This window comes from Sorangium sp. So ce1335, from assembly GCF_051521615.1.
Classification (GTDB): Bacteria; Myxococcota_A; Polyangia; order Polyangiales; family Polyangiaceae; genus Sorangium.
Genome location: NZ_CP150363.1, coordinates 10,799,304 through 10,818,458, shown reverse-complemented (window position 1 = coordinate 10,818,458; position 19,155 = coordinate 10,799,304). Strand labels below are relative to the sequence as shown.

Sequence of the window (19,155 nt, the reverse complement as noted above, 5' to 3'; positions counted from 1 at the left end):
GGTCGGATGCAGGAGCTGCACTTCCCCGGCTCGGGCGAGGAGGTCGTGCGCTACGGGTACGACCGCGGCGGGCTGCTCGTGTCGGCGATCGGGGAGAACCAGCAGGTCAATCCGCAGCACCCGGACGAGCCGAGGATGACGGAGTACCTGAAGCACATCGGGTACGACGAGCACGGGCGGCGGGTGCGCGTCGTGGCGGGCAACGGGGTGGAGACGACGTACCGGTACGACCCGTCGACGCGGCGGCTGACGGACGTGGACGCGGATCACCAGACGGCGCAGATGCGGCGGATGGGCCGCGGGCCGAGGGCGTTCCAGCGGCTGCGTTACGACCACGACCTCGTGGGCAACGTGCTCGCGCTGTACAACCAGGCGCAGTTCGACGAGTCGCTGGGCGGGGCGGTGATGGTCGCGACGACCGAGCAGCGGTTCGCGTACGACGACCTGAACCAGCTCACCGGGGCGTCGGGCACCTACCAGGAGCGGGATGTTGAGAATCAAGCTGGTTGATGCTCTCTCGCTCGGGCTGGTTGATGGCCATCGCGACGGTGAGCGGGCGCCGGTCACGGGCGTGATGGTCGGCCCATCGCGCTCTGAGCGTGCCGGGGTGCTCGGACGCGTCAAGGGTTCCCTCGCAGGGCTCGGCGGCTGCGCCGCCCTTGACGCGCCCTGCGCGCCCCGGCGGCCGCGTCGCGCGGGCGATGGGCGGACGGAGCCTCCGGCGGGGGCTCCGGGCACCGGATGGGCTGGCGATGGCCATCGCCCGCGTGAGCGAGGCATCATCCTGGGTGAGCGAAAAGCGGCCCCCGCCCATCATCTACCGGGAGCGTCAACACACCTCGCCGCGCTCGGCCGCTCAGCCGCCCTGGTCAGCCGTGTGTGCGCCGCCGACGAGATCCGCGATCTCGCCGGGCGCGAACCCGACAAGATCGGGCTCGGGCGTCAGCGCCACGCCGAACCTGTCGAGCACGCCGCGCCGCACGCGCCGCGCGAGATCGAGCAGCTCCGTCGCCGTGGCGCCGCCGCGGTTCACCAGCGCGAGCGTGTGGCGCGTCGAGATGCCCGCGGCGCCGTGGCGCGTCCCCTTCGCGAAGCCGGCGCGCTCGATGAGCCAGGCGGCCGACAGCTTCACCCGGCCGCCGCCCGCCGGGTACTGCGGGATCGCCTCGCCCGGCGCGAGGACGCCCGCCGCCTCGATGCGCGCGATCGCGCCGGCGGCGGCGCCGGCCTCGAGCGTCGGGTTCATGAAGAACGACCCCGCGCTCCGGCCGTTCTCGTCCGCGGGATCGAGCACCATCGACTTGCCGCGGCGGAGCGCGATCACCGCGCGGCGCACCTCGGCGAGCGGCGGCGCGGCCCCGCCGGCCGGCGCGGCGAGCGCCCGCTGGAGCTCGGGGTAGCGCACCGTCGCCGCGCCGCCGGGGCGCAGCGCGAAGGTGACCGCCGTGATGACGTACCGCCCGCGCCACGCGCGCTTGAACTGGCTGTCGCGGTACCCGAAGCCGCAGTCCGCGCCGGCGATGACGGCCGTGGCCCCCGTCGCGCGGTCGACCGCCCGGACCTCGGCGATCGTCTCCGCGACCTCCTGGCCGTAGGCGCCCACGTTCTGGATCGGGGTCGCGCCGACGTCGCCCGGGATGCCCGAGAGGCACTCGACGCCCGCCAGGCCCTCGGCGACCGCGCGCGCGACGACGTCGTCCCAGCCCTCGCCCGCTCCGGCGCGCACGAGCGCGCGCGGCCCCCGGCCGTCGTCGACGGCGTCCCTTCCGCCGACGAGCGCGACGCCGCGGACCCGCACGCGCAGCACGAGCGCGTCGACGCCGCGGTCCGAGACGACGAGGTTCGAGCCGCCGCCGAGCACGAACAGCGGCACGCCGCGGGCCTCGGCGAAGCGGAACGCCTCGACCACCGCGGCCTCGTCCGCGGCCTCGGCGAAGAAGCGCGCCGGCCCGCCGACGCCGAGCGTCGTGAGCGGGGCCAGCGGGACCGACTCGCGGATCTCGAGGCTCAGGGCTTCTTCTCCGTCTTCTGCGGGCTCTCCGCGCCGCCGCGACCCGCCGCGCCCGTGGCCCCCGCGGCGCCCGCGGCCCCCGCGGGCCGCGCCACCCGGATGCCCGCCATGAAGCCGCTGTCCACCACCTGCACCCGCTCGACGAACGCGCGGTACGCGTCGGCCGCCACCGTCCCCGTCGGCAGGCTCAGCGCGAAATCCTCCTCGATCACCGCGCCGTAGCTGCCCTTGCGCGACGCCGTGAGGCCCGCGTGCTCGACCCGCACGCCCTCGGGCGCGCGCGCGACCGCGTACCCCTCCGGCAGCTCGATCCGGCGGCGCACGTGGTACTGGAGCGCTGTCTCTATCGCGAGCGCGCTCTTGCGGGCCCCGCGCGAGGCGTACGTCGCCCCGAGCGTGCCCGTGAACGCGCGCGGGAACACGAGGTGCACCGGCTCCAGCCCCGGCAGCGTCCACGCCGCGGCGTCCTTGCCCTCCGGCCGCGCGAAGCCGTGGATCGTCACCGCCGCGCGGAGCGCGACCTCCCACGAGCCCTCCGTCGACGAGACAGCGACGTCCTCGACGTCGGCCCACGGCAGCCAGCCGAGCACAACGCCGCGGAGCATCTCGCGCCGCGCCGTGCCGACCACCGTCTCGAATGCCTCGGACAGCGCCTGCGCCGCCCTGCCGTGCAGCAGAATCGTGAATGTTCCCGCGGCGTTACCCTGCGCGTCGACGGCGAGCCGCAGGTCGACCTCGTCGCCGGTCTCGCCGCTCGTCCCCGCCACCGTGACGAGCTCGCCGCCCGGCAGCATGGCGGCGCGGCCGCGCAGCTCGGGGCTGATGCGCCCGGGCGGCAGCGGCGGGCCCTCGACGTCGGCGTCGATCCACACGTCGCCGCCCGGCAGGCGCGCGATGACGAGCGGGTGGCGGAAGCGCCCGGCGTGCGGCGGGAAGTCCGCCGACGAGCTGAACGGCTCGGTCTCGGCGATCGCGAGGTCGGCGCGCACGCCGAGCTCGCGCAGCGCGCGGTAGACGACCCACGACCGGCTGCCCTGGCCGAGCTCGATCATCGCGCGCGCCGTCGTGCGCTGCGGGCCGCCGCCGAGGAACGCCGCCATGTCCGAGAGCTCGGCGCCGCCCGCCACCTTGATCGCCTTGCCCGCGGCCGCGACGACGCGCTCGAGCAGCGCGGGCGACGGCGTCCGCTCGGGCCCCGCGGCCTCGCGCGCCCAGCGGGTCATGGCGGGATCGCGGTCCGAGAGCGCGCGGATGTTCTCGTCGATCGCGGCGGCCACGTGGCCCCAGGTCTGCGTCCCCAGGCTGACGCCGACGCCCATCTCCACCCGGGGCACGCCGTCCTCCATGCGCCGCGGCGGCTGGTCCTTGATGCGCCAGACGCTGACCGTGGAGGCGCCCTCGGCGCGCTGCTCCGGGGCGCCGAGCAGCGGGTGCGACCAGACCGCGAGCCGGAGCGACGACGGGCGGCGCACCTCGATCTCCGCCTCGCGGACGCTCGTGCGCTCGGGGAGCAGGTCCCACGTGTCCATGACGAGCTGGCCGCTGTCACCCGGGAGCGCGTAGCCCTCGGTGATCTGCTCGACGTAGTCGCCCTGCTCGAGCTGCGAGAGGTCGCTGTGGTCCTGCGCGGCGTTCGCGGCCGCGTCGGGCGCGAGGATGCGGCCGTCGCGCTTGTGGATGCGGCGGCGCAGGAGCCGCGCCGCGCCGCGGCCCTCGATGAGCGGGCCGTAGGCGACCGCGCCCTGGGCGACGTCGGTGGTGCCCGACACGCGGCGGAGGTCGTACGTCACGTAGTGGACGAGCCCGTCGGGCGAGATCGTGAACCGCTCGACGTGGCGCAGCACCGCGGTCGCGGCGCCGGGGAGGAACGCCTTGGCCTGGTCCTCCAGCACGAGCTTGCGCCCCTCGGCCTCGAGCCTCGGCGCCGGGTCCGGCGTGAGGCCGAGCGCGCGCGTGATGGGGCCGATCCCGCCGGGGGTGTCGCGCGCCGTCGTGCGGTCGCGGGCGAGGCGGCCGCGCGCCGCGCGGACGTTGCCGCGGCCGGCGGCGAGGCCGAGCGCCTCGAGCATCACGCGGTCGCCGGGCGGCATGGCGTCGTACACGGCGAGCGCGCCGCGCAGGTCGCCGCGGGCGACGCGCTCGCGCAGCTCCACCTCGCGCAGGGCGTCGGGCGCGCGGCGGAGCCGGCGGAGCCGGCCGAGCTCGGCGAGGACGGCGTCGCGGTCGCTCGCGTCGAGGAGCGCGCCGAGGCAGGCCGTGCTCGAGCGGTCGAGCCCGCCCTCGCAGGCGGCCTTCACCGCGTCGGCGCCGACGCGGCCGTGGATGCGGTCGTCGACGGCGGCGAGCAGCGCCGATCCCGGCGCCGCCGCGGCGAGCCTCGCGTACGCGGCCTCGGCCACGTCGGTGACGCCGGCGCGGAGGGCGGTCGCCGCGAGCTCGGCGAGGACCATGCGGTCGGCGTCCGGGACCGCGGGCGCCCTCGGGCCGGAGGGGCCGGGGGGCGCGACCTTCACCCCGAGCTCGCGGAGCGCGTCCATGGTGCCCTCGCCCTGGCCGCCGCGGCGCTCGGCGAGCTCCGCCTCGTAGAGGCGCGCCTCCCACGACGCGGGCCACGCGGCGAGCACGCGCTCGAGGGCGGCGCGGGTGCGCTCGACGACCTCGGCCTCGGGCAGGTCGCCCACGCGGCGGATGGCCCTCGCGTAGAGCAGGTCGTGCCGCGGCTGGCGCGCCGGGAAGGCGGCGGGCGCCGCGGGGGCGCCGGCGGGCGCCGCGGGGGCGCCGGCGGGCGCCGCGGGGGCGGCTGCAGGCGACGCGGGGGCGCCGGCGGGCGAGGCCTGCGCGCGCGCCGCGCCGTCGCCGGAGCGGCCGTCGCCGGCCGGGTCGAGGAGGTGCTCCGCCGCGCGCGCGTCGCCCAGCGCGAGCAGCGCCGCGGCCGCGACCTCGACGGCCGCCGGGCCGCCGCCGGGGCCCGGCGCGAGGCGGACCGCGGCGGGCCGCGATGCCGTCGCCGTCGCGGCGGCGCCGGGGCGCGGCGCGCGGGCGCGGAGCGGCAGGCCGTTCTCGCCCCACGCGCTGAGCTCGATGAAGCTGCCGTCGCCCTTCTGCGCCACGCGCACGACGACGCGCAGCGTCCCCGGCTGGGCCTCGACGGTCGCGAGGCGGGTGACCTGCCCGCCGCCGGCCGCGTACTCGCGCTGGAGCGCGGGCGCGCCGCCCACCTCGAGCGCGGCCGCGGACGCCGAGGAGAGCGCGAGGCTCACCCGCTGGGCGACCGGGTTGTGGAGGTCGACGACGACGGCGCGCGTCCCCTGGAGGGCGCTCACCGCGTCGATGTCGATCGCGCACGCGTCGGCGCGGACCACGATGGGCGAGACGCTCGGCGCGAACGGCGCGATCCCCGGGTAGGACCGCGCGAGCGGCGCGCCCGGCGCGGAGCTCACGGGCGAGGGCCGGTCGAGGCTCTGGAGCGGCGTGGCGTCGAGCGGGCCGACGAGCGCGGCCTCGTGCGCGCAGCCGCGGCGCGCGCTCCACGTCGCGGCGGCGGCCTCGTCGCCGACGAAGAGGGCGATGCGGTGGAGCGCGCTCGCGAGCGTGCCGCGCACGAACGGCATCTCCGGGGCGCCGCGGCCGGCGACGTCCGCGAACGCCCAGGCGCGCTGGAGGCGGCGGGCGACCTCGGGGAGCGCCTCGCGCGAGCGGAAGGCGATGGCCGAGGCGCCGGGGTCCGGGCCGCCCGCGGTGCCGACGCCGAAGACGAGCGCGTCGGTGGCGGCGATCACGGTCGCGAGCGCGCCCGCGTCGCCGGGCGCGTCGACGGCGCGCTCGAGGGCGTCGAGGTACGGCGCCGCCGCGGCGGAGCTCGCGACCTCGGCGTCCATCGCGGCGGCGAACGCGGCGGGGAGCGGCGCCTCGGCGGCGACCGGCGACGCCGCGCCCCGGGGGGCGCACGCCGCGGGCGCCGCGCCGGCGAGCGCCACGGCGAGCGCCAGGGCCGCGCGGCGGCCGGCGGCGCGCCCGCCGGCGAGGGCGCGCCCGACGCTGCGAGGGCTGCGAGGGCTGACCGCGCGCTGGCCGGCGTTCGTTGTGCTGCGGGGCTCGGTGGTCACGGTCGGCGTCTCCCGGCGCCGCGCGCGGCGTCGCCTGTCCGCCGTTCCTTACGGGCCTGGGATTGCCGACGCAAACGCGAACTTCCGCGGGCGAGGGCGGGCTGACTGACCGCGGGCCGGCGGGCCGCCTTTCCTCTCAGCCAGGGGATCGCCTCGTCCAGGGGGGCAAGGTCGCCCAGCCCCCGCCCTGAGCGCTCGCGGCGCGTCCCGCCGCCGGGTGCAGCCCGCGCGGCGCCCTCTTACTTGCCGCCCTCGACCGGAAGCCCCTCGGCCCGCATCGCTGCCTGCACCGCGGGGCGCGCGGCCACCCGCCGCTGGTACGCGAGCAGATTGGGGAAGTCCGACAGGTCGAGCTTCACGAAATTCGACCAGTTGGTGACCGTGAAGAGGTAGGCGTCGGCCACGGTGAACTGCTCGCCGAACAGATAGGGCCCCTTCGCGAGCGCCGCCTCGATCAGGCCGTAGCGCTTGCGCAGGTACGCTTCGCGCTCTTGCCGCTGCTCGGGCGACGTCTTCGGGTTGAAGAGCGGGCTGTAGCTCTTGTGCAGCTCGGAGTTGATGTATCCGAGCGTCTCTTGCAGGCGGTAGCGAGCCATCGTGCCCGGCGGCGGCGCGAGCTTCGCTTCGGGCTTCTGGTCGGCCAGGTACTGAACGATGGCCGGCCCCTCGGTCAAGACCTCGCCGCCGTCGAGCTCGAGCGCGGGGATGTACCCCTTCGGGTTGATGGCCCAGAAGTCGCCGCCCGACGAGGTCTTCTTGGACGCGACGTCGACCTTGTCGAGCGTCAGCTCGATGCCGAGCTCGCGGGCGACGATGTGCGGAGACAGAGAACAGGCACCGGGAGAGAAATACAATTTCATGGGAGCATCCCTCGGATCATGTGGTGTTGGTGAGATCCCCGAACGACCCCGCCACGGCGACGCGCCCCCGGCCGTTCGGGGCGGCGAGGGGCGGGCGGGCGCGTGGATCGGCGAAGGCCCCCGCGCGCTCCGGCGAAGCCCGTCGCTTCGGCGGGGGCCGCGGCGCGCCAGCCCCGATCGCTCGGGGCCGGCGCCATCGAGACCAGCAAGCTAGCGCGCGAAGTTACTCCTGGATACTGGCCAGGTGCTGGATACCTGAAAAAGGGGTATCTTCGGGGTTACCCATGGCGCTGCCGGTTCGAAAAAATCGCGTCCCCCCGCCGCCCCTCTGCCCGCTGACGCTGTGCATGGCGCTCTTGCGCGGGGCCTGGGCGCCGAACGTCATCTGGTCGCTCAGCGGGCAGCCGCGCCGGTTCGGCGAGCTGCGCGTCGACATCCCGCAGATCTCGGCGCGGGTGCTGAGCGCGCGCCTGCGCGAGCTCGAGGCCAAGGGCGTGGTCAGCCGCCGCGTCATGCCCACCTCGCCGCCCTCGGTCGAGTACGAGCTCACCCCGCTCGGCCATGAGCTGGTGCCCGCGCTCCGTGCCATCGTCGAGGTCGGCAGAAAGCTCGACGTCCGAGGGCCTCACGCCGGGCCTCACACCGTACCGGGGCCCGGGGCACGCTCGCGCAGGCGCGCGGCCGCCCCGGCGCGAAGCCACGCCGACTGAGGTGCGCGAGAGGTGACGGCAAAGATGGAATCCCAGGGACGAATCGCGCGAGGACCGGCACGATGCCTCGCCACGGGACGAAAGAAGGCGCACGCTGCGGCGATCCTCTCGCTCGTCGCGGCGCCCGCCCTGCCGCTCGCCGCGGGGGTCATGGTCTGTCTCGGCGGAGGGGCGCGGAGGTGCAAGGTCCGATGCTGAAATGGCTGCTCGTCGCGCTCGTCGTGTTCCTGGTCTACCGGTTCGCGATGAAGCGGCCGCGTTACGATCGGCTGTTCTCGCCGGACCACCTGATCGAGCTCTCGCGCGGGCTCGGCCGCGCCAAGAACACCGCGCTCGGGCGCGTCGGCGGGGGCCCGCCCGCGGACCCGTTCGCCGAGGGCCATGCGTTCATCACGTCCGCCGACATCGCCGTGGTGTACACCGTTGCCGAGGCCGGCGCGGACGGACACGAGCACCACGTCTCGCTCTCGTTTCGCGGGGGCGCGTTCGCTCGTGCTGCCGCGGGCTTCCTTGCCGCGGCGATCTGTCGATTGCTCGGGCTCGGGGAGACGCAGCGCGTGCTCGCGGTCTCGAACAGCGGCGTCTACCACCTGATCTTTCAGGTGCCCGCCGCGGAAGAGGCACGGTTCGCGGCGCGAGCCGTCCCGAAGCTCGACGATGCCTCTGCGCGGAGGCTCGTCGGCGTGGCCATGGAGGACCGGGGCCCGCTGCTCGCGCGCCTCGGCAAGCTCGACGTCAAGGTCCCGAGATGAAGGGAAACGGGAATCCTCTACTCGCAGTCGACGAACACGACGTCGTAGGCGATGGTCGCCGGGATTCCCGAGACGCTCACGGAGTAGGTTTGGCCGGCCTCGGGGTCCCAACCGTTCGGCACGATGCGGATGGCGTTCGTGGAGCCGTAGCCCCCCTGGAGCGGCTCCACGTCGACGGCCAGAGGGGCTCCGCCGCTCGTGATCGTGACCTCGGCGTCCTCGAGCTCGATGTCCTCGCTCTGGATCGACCAGCCGGTGTCGCTGAGTGAGCTCCAGCGGTCGCCATACGCCTGCACCGGGAACACCCCGGGCGGAGGCCAGGCCGTCCACTCCTTCCCGGCGCGCCCCGTCCCTCCGATGTTCTGCATGCAAGAGGCGCCGTTCTTCCCGGTAGAGCCGAGGCCGATCGGACCGAGGTCGTTCGAGAGGATGATGCGCCGGTGGCCGAAGGTCGACTCGTTCCCGGGGTCGATCAGATAGCCCAGGACGCTCGCGACGCCGGGGCCACTCGAGATGTTGCTTGTCCTCGCGCCGTCCGCGCCTGTTCTCGAGTAGCACTTCCAGCTCTCCGGCGGCTCGTGCGAGAGAGAATCGTTCGCGTCCATCATGAGCGCGCAGGCCTGGGCCTGAGCGTCGCGGGTGGGCTCGGTCACGACCGGGGGCAGGTCCGCCAGCCAGCGGTACAGGTTGAAGAGCCGGAGCGCATTCGCTCGACCTTCGGCAGAGATGTCTCCCGGGTCGCACTCGGGATCCAACGAGCCGCTCCACGTGCCTTCGCTCATGTCGGCGGTGTCGGCGTTGAAGCGCGCACAGGTGCCTTCCGGCGAGCGGTCGCCCGTCTCGGGCTCCGCCCCTCCCGAGCCCCCCGATGCCGTGCCTGCCGATCCGCCGCCCCCTGCTCCTGTGCTGACGGCTGACGAACCTCCCGTAGAAATGCCGCCGGCTCCTCCGGCGCTCGAGCCTGAATCCACACCGCCGCTGCTCGCGGCCGCTCCACCCGTCCCACCCGATCCGCCGGCTGGCGGCGAGCCGCCCGACGAGCCTTGCGTGCCGGGATCGGCATCTTCGCTGCTGCAGGCCGCGGCGGCCGCGACGAGGAGCGCCGTCGATGCGACGAGTCGAAAGCGAGGGAAAGCCGTCTTCATGGTCGAGACAGGAGATCCAAACGTCCGGGAGACGTCAAGCCCCAGCTGGCGCGGGGGACCTGGTGGTGACGATGGAGAGCAGCAGGTGCTGCTGCGAGCGGCGGTGAGGACGGAGCTCGCGGAGCGTTTTTGTGATCCGTGTATTTTGCACAAATTTCCTTGACGCCTCGGGCGGGGCGACTATATGCATAGTACACATATCTGAAGCGCAGTCGAACCAAACGTGGCTCCTTGCCAAGCGCCCGGACCCTCCGCTCGTGAAGGATCCGGCTGCCCGGAGGTCTCATGCCTGCCTCGATACGCTCGCGTTCCGTCGCCCGAGTCTCGCTGTCCGCCCTCACCCTCGCCCTCGCCCTGCCAGCCGCCGCCTCGATCACCGGCTGCTCCGGGGGCGACGAGCCCACGGAGCCCCAGGCTACCGGGAGCAGCCCCACGTTCCACAGAGACGTCGAGCCCATCCTGCAGAGGAGCTGCATGGGCTGCCACTCCGCGGGCAACATCGCGCCCTTCAGCCTCACCGCGTACGAGGAGGCCAAGGCGGTCGCGGCGCTCATGGTCCAGGCGACCAAGGCGGGCACGATGCCGCCCTTCGCCGTGCGTGACACGGACGAGTGCTCGACCCGTCACGCGTGGAAGGGCGACATCCGCCTCTCCGACGAGGAGATCCGCACGCTCGAGGCCTGGAGCAAGGCCGGCACCCCCAGGGGTGATCCGAAGGACACGCCCGCCCCGTTCGTGCCGAAGAGCCCCGACCTGCCGGGCATGACCCTCGAGGTTCATCCGAACGAGCCCTACGTCACCTCCGGTGAGCGGGACGAGTTCCGCTGCTTCGTCATCGATCCCGGGCTCACCGAGGACCAGTACCTGAGTGGTCTACAGATGGTGCCCGGCAACCACAAGGTCGTTCACCATGGGATCATCGCCATCGATCCGGAGCGGAGGTCCGCGAGCCTGGCCGGCCCCGACGGGAGCTTTCCGTGTGGCGCTGGCGAGGTCCCGAATGGCGTGAATGTTGACGCGCTCCAGATGCTCACAGCCTGGGCTCCCGGCACCGACCCGGTCGATCTGCCCGAGGGGGTGGGGCAGCTGATCCCGAAGGGGTCGCTCCTCATGATGCAGATCCACTACCACCCCGCCGGTACGACGGCCGACCCGGACCTGACGCGCATCCAGCTCAGGCTCACCAGGGAGAAGCCGAAGTACGGCTTCCTGTACCACCTGATCGGCAACTTCGATGATCCGGTCGGCGAGCTCGGCTTCGGGCTGCTACCGGGTCCGGGCGACAGGAATGGCGTCGAGTTCCTGATCCCCGCGGACAGCAAGGACCACGTGGAGACGCAGCAGCTCACGATACCGGCCCCGGACTTGCCCGAAGCGCAAGCGATGCCGTTCCCGTCGGGCACGCGCGTCTATGGCGAGTTTCTGCACATGCACTACCTCGGCGTCGACCAGAAGGTGACGGTCACGCGGGCGAACGGCTCACCCGATCAACCCGAGGAGGAGTGCCTGGCGCACGCGCCGAAGTGGGAGTTCGGCTGGCAACGCTCGTACTCGTACGACGCGCCCATCGAGACGCTCCCGACGCTCGAGCCGGGCGATGTGCTCCAGATCCGGTGCACGTACAACAACTCGACGGAGAACCCGTACGTGGTCAAGGCGCTCAAGGAGGCGAACATGGTCTCGACGATCGACGTGGCCTACGGCGAGGGGAGCACGTTCGACGAGATGTGCGTCGCCGGGCTCTCGCTCGTGTACCCGATGCCCTGACGGGAGCGGAGGCGGGAGGAGCACAAGGCATCCGGGGAACGTGGCGTCCGCAACCTCGTCCCCGCAGGTCTTCGCATCTACCGACCGTGGCGGTGCGACCCGAGACGTCGGACGAGCTCCGCCGTCGGCAGGCGAGGATGGCACGGGACGACATCGGCGCCATCCTCGAGCATCTCGGGCTCCCGAGCGAGGCGCCTGCCATCGCGCGGTTGCCGGACCCGTGGCCTCGAGGATCGCCTCGTTCGCTCCATCACGAGAAATACGTGCTGTGGGACACGTCCTTCCAGGCCTCGTACTCGGCGCGCTGCGCATCCAGCTTCGCCATGATGCCTGTCCAGCTGTCCGCGCCGAGGCTGAGGCGCTGGGGCATCTCTCCAGAATCCACAAGTCGGACGAGGATGTTCGCCATCCGAACGGGATCGCCTGGCGCAAGGGAGCCGTCCTTATCGTTCCCCAGCAGGTCCATGACCGCATGGGCGGTGGCGCCATATGCGTCGATCCTCGGGCTCCGGAGATTCCGTTCGACGATGCCCGTTCGGAAGCCGCCCGGTTCGACCGACATCACCTTGAGGCCAAGCGGCGCGACCTCCTGCGACAAGGCCTCCGTGAGGCCTTCGAGCGCGAACTTGGAAGCGCTGTAATACCCGAGAGCGGGCATGGCGATGACGCCGTTCATCGAAGAAATGTTGATGATCGTACCGCGCCCCCGAGCGCGCATGCCGGCCAGCGCTGCCCGAATGGTGCTTGCGACGCCGAAGAAGTTCGTCTCGAAGACCGTCCGGATCTTCTGATCTTCTCCCTCTTCAACTGCGGCGAGATAGCCGAGCGCAGCGTTGTTCACGAGCACGTCGATGCCGCCGCGCCACGCCTCGGCGGCGGCCACAGCGGTCTCGATCTCGGATGGCTTGGTGAGATCCATCGACAGTGGAAGCACAGCGTCGGGATACGCCTCCACGAGCCCTCCGAGGCGAGCGCTGTCCCGCGCCGTGACGGCAACGTGATGGCCGGCGCGAAGGGCAGCGTTTGCGATCGCGGCCCCGAGTCCGCTGGACGCTCCGGTGATGAACCAGGTCTGGGCACTCATCTTCTGTTCCTCCTGATGGCCGCATTGGGCGGCCTGCAGCGCTGTTCCTCCGCGGCCAGGCGCGCGAGCCTGCGCTGCGGTCGTCCCGTGAATGATCGTTCGCCTAGGCTTGGACGCGCACGACGACCTTGCCGACGGCGCCCCCCTGGAGATGGGCGACGGCCGCCGGGAGATCGCCCAGGTCATAGGTCGCGGCCACGACGGGGCGGATCCCGAGATGATCGATGGCCCTGATCATGTCCTCCAGCGCTCGCCGGGGGCCGACGCCGATCGCGTTGATCGTCGCGCGACGCAGGAGCAGCGGGCCAACCGGGGTCGAGATGCGGTCGCTGTCCAGAAGGCCGACGAGCAGGATCCTTCCGCCGTAGGCCAGGGCTTCAACGGAGGTGGCGAGGTTCTCGCCCGCGGCCATCTCGATCACGGCGTCCGCGCCGCGGCCGCTCGTGAGCGCCATGACCTCGCGGTCCCAGCGGGGACGGGCGCGATAGTTGATGCCCGCGCGCGCGCCCAGGCCCAAACCGAACGCCAGCTTCTCATCGCTGCTGGAGGTCAAGATCACCTTCGCCCCGTGCGCTGCTGCGAACTGCAGCGCGAAGAGCGAAACGCCGCCCGTACCCTGCACGACCCAGGTCTGCCCCGCCCTGACCCGCCCGGTCTCCACGACAGCCATCCAGGCGGTCAGACCTGCAGTCGAAAGCGTGCTCGCCTCCTCGGGGCCGAGGGTCTGGGGCGCTGCGACCAGCATGTCTTCGCCGACCACCGCGAACTCGGCCAGGCGGCCCGAGACCGCGATGGTGTTCGTGTGACGGCCCGGGGCCGCCCCGTCGATCCAGTCCTCGATGTCGACGCCGACCACCCGATCGCCGATGGAAAATCGCGTCGCGAGCGTTCCGAGCTCCACGACCTGCCCGGCGAAGTCGCTTCCGGGCACATAGGGGTGCGCCAGCTCGCCCATGCGGCCCTCCCACATCAGAAGATCGCGGTAGTTCAGCGAGACCGCCTGGATCCTCACCAGGACCTCGCGAGGCCCAGGCTCGGGCCTTCGAGCATCGCGGAGCGTCAGGTTCCGGACGCCTGGGGCATCGAGCTCCCAGCGCCGCATGCGCGGCCTCTGCAGGGTTTGTCCGGCGCCGGACGGCTTCGGTGTCGTGAGACCTGAACTGATCATCTCGTGCCTCCTGTGCATCGACGGCAATTCGTCCTTGCCGAGACGTAGCCGTCGCACCGGCGGCGGTGCAGTGGAGCAGATCGTGAGGCTCCCTCTCGAAAAACGAGAGGCTGCCGTCGTCTCGGCGGGCCGCTAGGCGCCCGGTCGCGGTTGCCCCGCCGGCGCCCCGACGCCTTCGGCCGCGAGCCGGGCCTGCAGCCGGGGCGCCATCCAGTCCAGGAACGCGCGGACCTTCAGCGGTAGACGGCCCTGACCGGAGAAGACCAGGTGGATCGGAAGAGCAGGCACCTCGAAGGCCTCGAGGAGCGGCGTGAGGGCTCCGCTCCGCAGCTCCGATGCGATCTGGTAGTCCAGGGCTCTCGTGATCCCCAAACCGGCCTTGGCCGCCACCACCGCCGCAGCGGGCGAATTGACCGCGACCCGCGCGCGCGGCTCCGCGATCACGTGGGAGGCGTCCCGGACGTACCGCCAGGGCGAGGACACGAACCCACGATAGGTCACGCCATCCCGCCCCGTCAGGTCCTCTGGCGCCTCAGGGCCGCCGAATGCCAGCAGGTAGCTCGGGCTCGCACAGGTGATGGAGCGTGTCGACCCGACACGTCTCGCCATCAACGAGCTGTCCTCCAGCTCTCCGATCCGGACCGCCACGTGCACATGCTCCTCCACGACGTTCACCATCACGTCCGTCAGGAAGAGGCGCAGATCGATCTTCGGATGCGCGGCGAGGAACTCGCTGGCGATCGGCAGTACGTGCAGCTCGCCGAACATCGTCGGCGCCGTGACGGTCAGCTCCCCCCGAGGCTCCTGATATTCGCCCGCGACGGCCTGCTCGGCTTCCTGCAACTGCTCGAGGATGTGCCGCGCGGCAATCGCGTACTCCCGCGCCGCCTCGGTCAGCTCGACCCGGCGACTGGTGCGGATCAGAAGCTGCGTGCCGAGATGACGTTCGAGCTCTGCGATCTTGCGGCTGATGGTGGGCAGCGGCGCCTGCAGCCGCCGGCCCGCCGCGGACAGGCTGCCGGCGTCGACCACGGCCAGGAAAACGAACATGGCGTCGAGCCGGTCCATCGGCCTCTCGTATCACGGAAGGGCCATGGCGGGCCTCGCCCCGGCCTGCTCCAGGGAGATGCTGAACACGGCGCACGGCCCGCCAGGCCCGGTCGCGGTGGCTCGAATTCCGGGAGCGGCGCGCGGCCTATCGCTCGATCACCGCGAGCGGCGCGTGGCCACGGCGGGCGACGCGGGCGAAGGCGCCGGGCGTGATCCCGAAGGCGCGCCGGAAATGGCTGTGCAGCTGGCTCTGATCGCAGAAGCCGAGCGCGCTCGCCACCTCGCTCACCGGCCTGCCCGCCGCCAGCCACGCGTACGCGCGCGCGACGCGCATGCGCAGCACGTAGGTGTACGGCGGGATCCCGTGCTCGGCGCGAAACGCACGGCACAGCTGGAAACGATCGAGCCCGGCCGCCGCCACCAGCTCGTCGAGCGAGAGGGCCTCGCCGAGGCGCGCGTGGATGAGCTCGACGGCGCGCCCGACGCGGCCGCGCGCCACGCTGGCGTGGGGCCGCGCATCGACGCCGTCGAGCTGGCGCACCAGCGCGTCGAGCGCCTCGGCCACGACGACCTGCCGCGTGAGCGGATCGGGCCGCCCATCGTCAGCTTCGCCGTCGCCCCCGGCGCGCTGTGGCCCGAGTACCCGGGGATCGCCTTCCACCTCGCGGTCTTCGCGCTGGTCCCGAGCCTGCGCGCGCCGGAGTGGGCGCGGATGGCCGGCTACGGCTGGCTGTTCCTCGACGTGACCACCGGCGTGCTGGCGCTCAACCACGTGCCCCGCGCCGTCGCCGATCCGGTGCGGCTCGGCGCCCACCTCTTCGCCGGCATCTGGATCGTGACGGCGTCGCGCGCGGCCTCGCTGCCGGTGAAGCTCGTCGGCGTCCCCGCCGGCGCCTTGCTCTTCGCCTACAGCTTCGTCTCGCCCTTCTTGCCCTCGACGGTGCTGGCGCCGGCGTCGATCTTGATGATGGTCTGGTTCGCGCTCATCGCCTGGCAGAACGGCAGCCATCGGCGCGCGTGACGCAGCCGATGAGCTGCGCGCGTTGGAGCCGCTCTCAGCGGCCCGGAACCCACGAAGCACCTACGGACCGACGTAGCGGTAGACGCGGAGCCAGTCGTACTCGGCGCGCGTGGGGGCGGTGCTGCTGTCGACGGGGCCTGCCCAATCTGGCGCCCCAGAAGCCCAGATCGTCAAGAGGATGTTCTGAGGGAGGACCATGCGTCCCATTTCCTTGGTGGCCGTGTGCATGAGCGCTCCGTCGACGTAGAAGCGCGCCTCACCGGGCACCCATTCGATGGTGTAGGTGTGAAAACCCGCTGCGGGGTTGAAGTCCAACGTGACGAGCTCGGGAAACTGGAGGTGGCCCGTGGCTGGATCAGCGGGCGGGATGTTCACCATGTGGTTGAACTGAATGCGGTCGGCGTTTTTGCCCAGAAACTCGATGTCGAGCTCGTTCCAGTCGTCGGGGGGCCAAGGGGTATAGATGAGCACCAGCGAAGAGACGACCGCGGAGCCCTGCGCAAACCGAGCTGACGCCTCTATTTTTCCGTAGGTCAGCGTCTCGCGAGAGCGCATCTCCACGCCGCGGAAGGGCTTGTTGGCATCGTTGGCCGCCGTCAGCGAGAGGTGCAGGATGCCGTCGCTGACCGCGGCGTTTTCGCCGGTAAACTGCGCGAGATTGCCGTCCCAGCTGTGGGTCATCAGCTGCCAGCGAGCGAGATCGACGGTGTCGAACGGATCTTCCCAGGCGAGCTCGAAGCTGCCATCTCCAGCGGCGCCCCCCGTGCCGCCCGTCGTTGCGACGCTCGTCTCACCGGAACCTGCGCCGCCCATACCTGCGCCGCCCGTACCACCGGAGCTTGCGCCGCCCGTACCACCGGAGCTTGCGCCGCCCGTACCACCTGCGCCACCGGTCATGGATGTCTCCGGCGGCATGCCGCCACTTCCACCGGTCATGGGGCCGGCAGCAGCCCCGCTCGTCGCCGTGCTGGGGGGACCTCCGCCAGCGGCGGGGGAGGCGTCCGGATCCGGCGAGTCGTTGGAGCACCCCGAAAAAGCAAGGAGCGCGAGCAGGGAAAGGGCTGATCGACTTCGCATGCCGAGCGAATACCCAGCCGCCGCACGGCGAGCATCAAGTTCTGTGCGTTTTCGCAGCCTGAACGCCGATTCGCGGAGCAGCGGTGCCGGAAACGATGGGTCTGGATGCGCGAGCTACCCGGGATCTCGGCAACGGTGCTGTGCGACCAGCGGCTCCAACCTGTCGGCGAGCAGCTTCCGGGTGCCTGGGTCGAGGAGCGTGCTCGGCGCCATGCCCAGCAGCTCTCTGATCACCTGGTGACAGCGCGAGTAGCTGCCGAACCCGGCTTCGAGCGCCGCATGAGTCAAGTGGTCGCAGCCCTGCTCGAGCAGCTCGAGGAGCCTCAGCGTTTGCAGCCGGTTCTTGTACTCCGTCAAAGACAGGCCCTGGTCGCGGCGAAATTTGCGGCTCACATCGCCGCGGTTGCTGGCCAGGCGCCGGGTCAGCTCGTCGCGGCGGAGGCCTGGCGCCTCGACCAGCAGGGCCGCAGCACGGTGGCCAAGGCTCATCTGCGGAGGAGGTGTCATCCGGGCCAGCGCTGCAAACAGATCGAGCAGCCGTCCTTCGACAGCCGGGTTGTCGCGGCTGTCGGGCACCTGGGCCATGGCGTCTGCACAAGCCAACAAGGCGGCCCCGTCAAGGCGCTGCTGAGGCCGAGAGAAGCTCGGCGCGCAGCCGTGCTCGCGCGCGAACGCATCGATCAGCTCGGGCCGGAACCCTGCCACATAGAGCTCGAGGTCAGGGCTGGCGTCTTCGAGATAGTGATCCAGCCCGGGCGGATACCAGGACAGCGAGCCGCGGCCCATCAGGACGCGACGGTGCCCCACGCGGAAGATGGCAGTTCCCCGGACGAGGAGGTTGAACTCCGGTTCGTCGTGAAAATGGGCGGGTCGCCTGTAGGCGGGATGATATCGCCAGGCCTGGGCGCGTCGACCTTCGGGCATGGGGAACGACTGCCACAGCAGGTTCACGGTGAGCGCAATGATAGTGCAGCCACGTCAGGGAAGCACGTCTGCCGGCGGACGCGCCTCCAGCGTGCCCCCGGCCTCAGCGCGAGCCGCCGCCCGGGAGCCTCGGCGCCGCGCCTTCGGCGGGGGCGCGCGCGGGCGCGCCGGCTGACGCCGCGCCGGCCGCGGCCGCGCGCTGCATGCAGAGCTTCAGGCCCGCGCGGAGGTTCCCCACGGTCGCGATGCCCGACAGGTCGAGCCCGAGCGAGACCATCGTCTGCGCCACGTTGGCCCGGATGCCCGTGATGACCCCCTCGGCGCCGAGGAGCCGGATGGCGCGGACGAGCTCGATGAGGTAACTCGCCGTCTTCGTGTCGACGACCTCGACGCCGGTGAGGTCCAGGATCGCGAAGCGGGCCCGCTTGTCCACGACGGCGGCCAGCAGGTCATCCATCACGTCGGCGGCCCTCTTGCTATCGACGACGCCCACCATGGGGAGCGTCAGCACGCCGTCCCAGACCTCGATGATGGGCGTCGACAGATCGCGGATCACCTTCTGCTGGAGCTCGATGATCTCGATCCGCGATTTCAGCTCGTCCTCCCTGAGCTTCGCCTCCGTGCCGTCGAGCGTGAAGCTGACCGCCCCGTCGGGCTCCCCGCGCTCGTCGCGCAGCGGGATGACCCAGGTCTCCCAGGCCTTCCCGAACGCCTCGACGTGGGAGCGGACGAGCTCGCCCCGCACCGCCCTTTGCATCGGCCCCATATCCATCGGCGCGGGCGGCGGGTCGAACACGTTCAATCCGATGAACTGGCCCGGCGTCAGGCCGAGGGACGCGAGCATCTTGCCCTCGTGGAAGGTGCAGTATCCCTCCCGATCCATCCGGGTCACGCTCGTCTCCACGGCGCCGAGGATGGCGCGGAGGATGACGTCGCTCTCCTTCAGCCGCGCGACGGCCTCGACCTGCGCCGTGACATCCTGGCCGAAGCAGAGCAGCCGGATCAGGGCGCCGCCGTCGTCGACGACGGGCGCAAGCCGCCACTCGCACACGACGGTGCGTCCGTCCTTGCGGGTGTGGGTGCAGCGGAGCGGGGCGCTCTCCCTGCCGGGCGCGCGCCGGAAGGCCTCGACATCCGCCTCGCTCACGATCGTGTCCGTGAGCCGGCGGCCCACCGCCTCGGCGCCGGTGTGGCCGAAAATGCGTTCTGCCTCACCGTTCCACGCGCAGACCACGAGTTCGTCGAGATCACCCGCGCACTCGATCACCGCGAAAGGCGCGTTGCGGACAGCGCTCATGTAGCTCGTGGAGAGCGCCTGGGAGTCGGGAGCCGTCGCTGAGGTCGTCATCGTTCGTCCCCAAGGTAACTTGGGCCGCCGGCCGCTGTCGAGCGCCACCGGGGAGCGGCGATCCACCGCGGAGGAGCCCCGCGCCGGATGCGTGAGGTGACATTCAATTTGTGTCGGCGCGTCGCGGGCTCA

The 19,155-nt window shown here is 72.2% G+C and carries 16 protein-coding genes; 5 read left to right on the top strand and 11 right to left on the bottom strand.

Annotated features, from left to right (window positions below; all coding sequences use genetic code 11):
• Positions 1–6: 6 nt before the first annotated feature.
• A complete protein-coding gene (locus WMF24_RS40475) occupies positions 7–510 on the top strand; it encodes a hypothetical protein (RefSeq protein WP_437732810.1) in 504 nt (167 codons plus the stop codon).
• A 346-nt stretch (positions 511–856) separates the two neighbouring features.
• On the opposite strand, the gene WMF24_RS40470 is transcribed toward WMF24_RS40475, so the two are convergent.
• The 3 genes from WMF24_RS40470 to gstA all read right to left on the bottom strand — a co-directional run bounded on the left by WMF24_RS40470 (position 857) and on the right by gstA (position 6,977).
• Entirely contained in the window at positions 857–2,011 is a 1,155-nt protein-coding gene (locus WMF24_RS40470) for a UDP-N-acetylmuramate dehydrogenase (protein ID WP_437738912.1), read from the bottom strand.
• The gene (locus WMF24_RS40465) at positions 2,008–6,117 is read right to left on the bottom strand and encodes a hypothetical protein (protein WP_437732809.1); all 4,110 of its coding nucleotides are present in this window, start codon (positions 6,115–6,117) and stop codon (positions 2,008–2,010) included. The genes WMF24_RS40470 and WMF24_RS40465 overlap by 4 nt, the downstream gene beginning before the upstream one ends.
• Positions 6,118–6,356: 239 nt before the next feature.
• The gene (gene gstA / locus WMF24_RS40460; RefSeq protein WP_437732808.1) at positions 6,357–6,977 is read right to left on the bottom strand and encodes a glutathione transferase GstA; all 621 of its coding nucleotides are present in this window, start codon (positions 6,975–6,977) and stop codon (positions 6,357–6,359) included.
• A 284-nt stretch (positions 6,978–7,261) separates the two neighbouring features.
• On the opposite strand from gstA, the gene WMF24_RS40455 reads away from it, so the two are divergent.
• Together WMF24_RS40455 and WMF24_RS40450 are read left to right on the top strand one after the other, a co-directional pair.
• Positions 7,262–7,687, top strand: coding sequence for a winged helix-turn-helix transcriptional regulator (locus tag WMF24_RS40455; RefSeq protein ID WP_437732807.1), 426 nt, complete (start codon positions 7,262–7,264; stop codon positions 7,685–7,687).
• 191 nt (positions 7,688–7,878) lie between these two features.
• Complete coding sequence (locus tag WMF24_RS40450; RefSeq protein WP_437732806.1) at positions 7,879–8,439, top strand: hypothetical protein; 561 nt, start codon at positions 7,879–7,881, stop codon at positions 8,437–8,439.
• Between the two features lie 17 nt (positions 8,440–8,456).
• Here WMF24_RS40450 and WMF24_RS40445 read toward each other — a convergent pair whose 3' ends face one another.
• A complete protein-coding gene (locus WMF24_RS40445) occupies positions 8,457–9,221 on the bottom strand; it encodes a CAP domain-containing protein (protein WP_437732805.1) in 765 nt (254 codons plus the stop codon).
• Positions 9,222–10,058: 837 nt separating this feature from the next.
• On the opposite strand from WMF24_RS40445, the gene WMF24_RS40440 reads away from it, so the two are divergent.
• Positions 10,059–11,351 (top strand): hypothetical protein, encoded by a 1,293-nt coding sequence (locus tag WMF24_RS40440; RefSeq protein WP_437732804.1) that lies wholly within the window; start codon positions 10,059–10,061, stop codon positions 11,349–11,351.
• 250 nt (positions 11,352–11,601) lie between these two features.
• Here WMF24_RS40440 and WMF24_RS40435 read toward each other — a convergent pair whose 3' ends face one another.
• From WMF24_RS40435 to WMF24_RS40420, 4 genes are all read right to left on the bottom strand, one after another.
• Positions 11,602–12,435 carry an SDR family NAD(P)-dependent oxidoreductase gene (locus WMF24_RS40435; RefSeq protein ID WP_437732803.1) on the bottom strand — a complete coding sequence of 278 codons (834 nt, stop codon included), beginning with the start codon at positions 12,433–12,435 and terminating at the stop codon, positions 11,602–11,604.
• 103 nt (positions 12,436–12,538) lie between these two features.
• Positions 12,539–13,537: a zinc-dependent alcohol dehydrogenase family protein gene (locus WMF24_RS40430; protein ID WP_437732802.1), complete on the bottom strand. Its 999-nt coding sequence runs from the start codon at positions 13,535–13,537 to the stop codon at positions 12,539–12,541.
• A 198-nt stretch (positions 13,538–13,735) separates the two neighbouring features.
• On the bottom strand, positions 13,736–14,671 hold the full coding sequence (locus WMF24_RS40425; RefSeq protein ID WP_437732801.1) for a LysR family transcriptional regulator: 936 nt from the start codon (positions 14,669–14,671) through the stop codon (positions 13,736–13,738).
• 127 nt (positions 14,672–14,798) lie between these two features.
• Positions 14,799–15,152: a helix-turn-helix transcriptional regulator gene (locus WMF24_RS40420; RefSeq protein ID WP_437732800.1), complete on the bottom strand. Its 354-nt coding sequence runs from the start codon at positions 15,150–15,152 to the stop codon at positions 14,799–14,801.
• On the opposite strand from WMF24_RS40420, the gene WMF24_RS40415 reads away from it, so the two are divergent.
• Positions 15,111–15,674 (top strand): hypothetical protein, encoded by a 564-nt coding sequence (locus tag WMF24_RS40415; RefSeq protein WP_437732799.1) that lies wholly within the window; start codon positions 15,111–15,113, stop codon positions 15,672–15,674. The two genes, WMF24_RS40420 and WMF24_RS40415, sit on opposite strands and share 42 nt — an antisense overlap.
• 60 nt (positions 15,675–15,734) lie before the next feature.
• Here the strand turns inward: WMF24_RS40415 and WMF24_RS40410 are convergent, their stop codons facing one another.
• The 3 genes from WMF24_RS40410 to WMF24_RS40400 all read right to left on the bottom strand — a co-directional run bounded on the left by WMF24_RS40410 (position 15,735) and on the right by WMF24_RS40400 (position 19,023).
• On the bottom strand, positions 15,735–16,571 hold the full coding sequence (locus WMF24_RS40410) for a family 16 glycosylhydrolase (RefSeq protein ID WP_437732798.1): 837 nt from the start codon (positions 16,569–16,571) through the stop codon (positions 15,735–15,737).
• A 294-nt stretch (positions 16,572–16,865) separates the two neighbouring features.
• Positions 16,866–17,702, bottom strand: coding sequence for an AraC family ligand binding domain-containing protein (locus WMF24_RS40405; protein WP_437732797.1), 837 nt, complete (start codon positions 17,700–17,702; stop codon positions 16,866–16,868).
• A 76-nt stretch (positions 17,703–17,778) separates the two neighbouring features.
• Positions 17,779–19,023, bottom strand: a complete 1,245-nt coding sequence (locus tag WMF24_RS40400; RefSeq protein ID WP_437732796.1) for a PAS domain-containing protein — start codon at positions 19,021–19,023, stop codon at positions 17,779–17,781.
• Between the last annotated feature and the right edge of the window lie 132 nt (positions 19,024–19,155).

Excerpts from the sequence above, each read along its gene's own strand:
- WMF24_RS40475 (WP_437732810.1), top strand. The coding sequence starts at position 7 with ATGCAGGAGCTGCACTTCCCCGGCTCGGGCGAGGAGGTCGTGCGCTAC.
- gstA (WP_437732808.1), bottom strand. The coding sequence starts at position 6,977 with ATGAAATTGTATTTCTCTCCCGGTGCCTGTTCTCTGTCTCCGCACATC.
- WMF24_RS40455 (WP_437732807.1), top strand. The coding sequence starts at position 7,262 with ATGGCGCTGCCGGTTCGAAAAAATCGCGTCCCCCCGCCGCCCCTCTGC.
- WMF24_RS40450 (WP_437732806.1), top strand. The coding sequence starts at position 7,879 with ATGCTGAAATGGCTGCTCGTCGCGCTCGTCGTGTTCCTGGTCTACCGG.
- WMF24_RS40445 (WP_437732805.1), bottom strand. The coding sequence starts at position 9,221 with ATGAGCGAAGGCACGTGGAGCGGCTCGTTGGATCCCGAGTGCGACCCG.
- WMF24_RS40440 (WP_437732804.1), top strand. The coding sequence starts at position 10,059 with ATGGGCTGCCACTCCGCGGGCAACATCGCGCCCTTCAGCCTCACCGCG.
- WMF24_RS40435 (WP_437732803.1), bottom strand. The coding sequence starts at position 12,435 with ATGAGTGCCCAGACCTGGTTCATCACCGGAGCGTCCAGCGGACTCGGG.
- WMF24_RS40430 (WP_437732802.1), bottom strand. The coding sequence starts at position 13,537 with ATGCGGCGCTGGGAGCTCGATGCCCCAGGCGTCCGGAACCTGACGCTC.
- WMF24_RS40425 (WP_437732801.1), bottom strand. The coding sequence starts at position 14,671 with ATGGACCGGCTCGACGCCATGTTCGTTTTCCTGGCCGTGGTCGACGCC.
- WMF24_RS40410 (WP_437732798.1), bottom strand. The coding sequence starts at position 16,571 with ATGACCGGTGGCGCAGGTGGTACGGGCGGCGCAAGCTCCGGTGGTACG.
- WMF24_RS40400 (WP_437732796.1), bottom strand. The coding sequence starts at position 19,023 with ATGACGACCTCAGCGACGGCTCCCGACTCCCAGGCGCTCTCCACGAGC.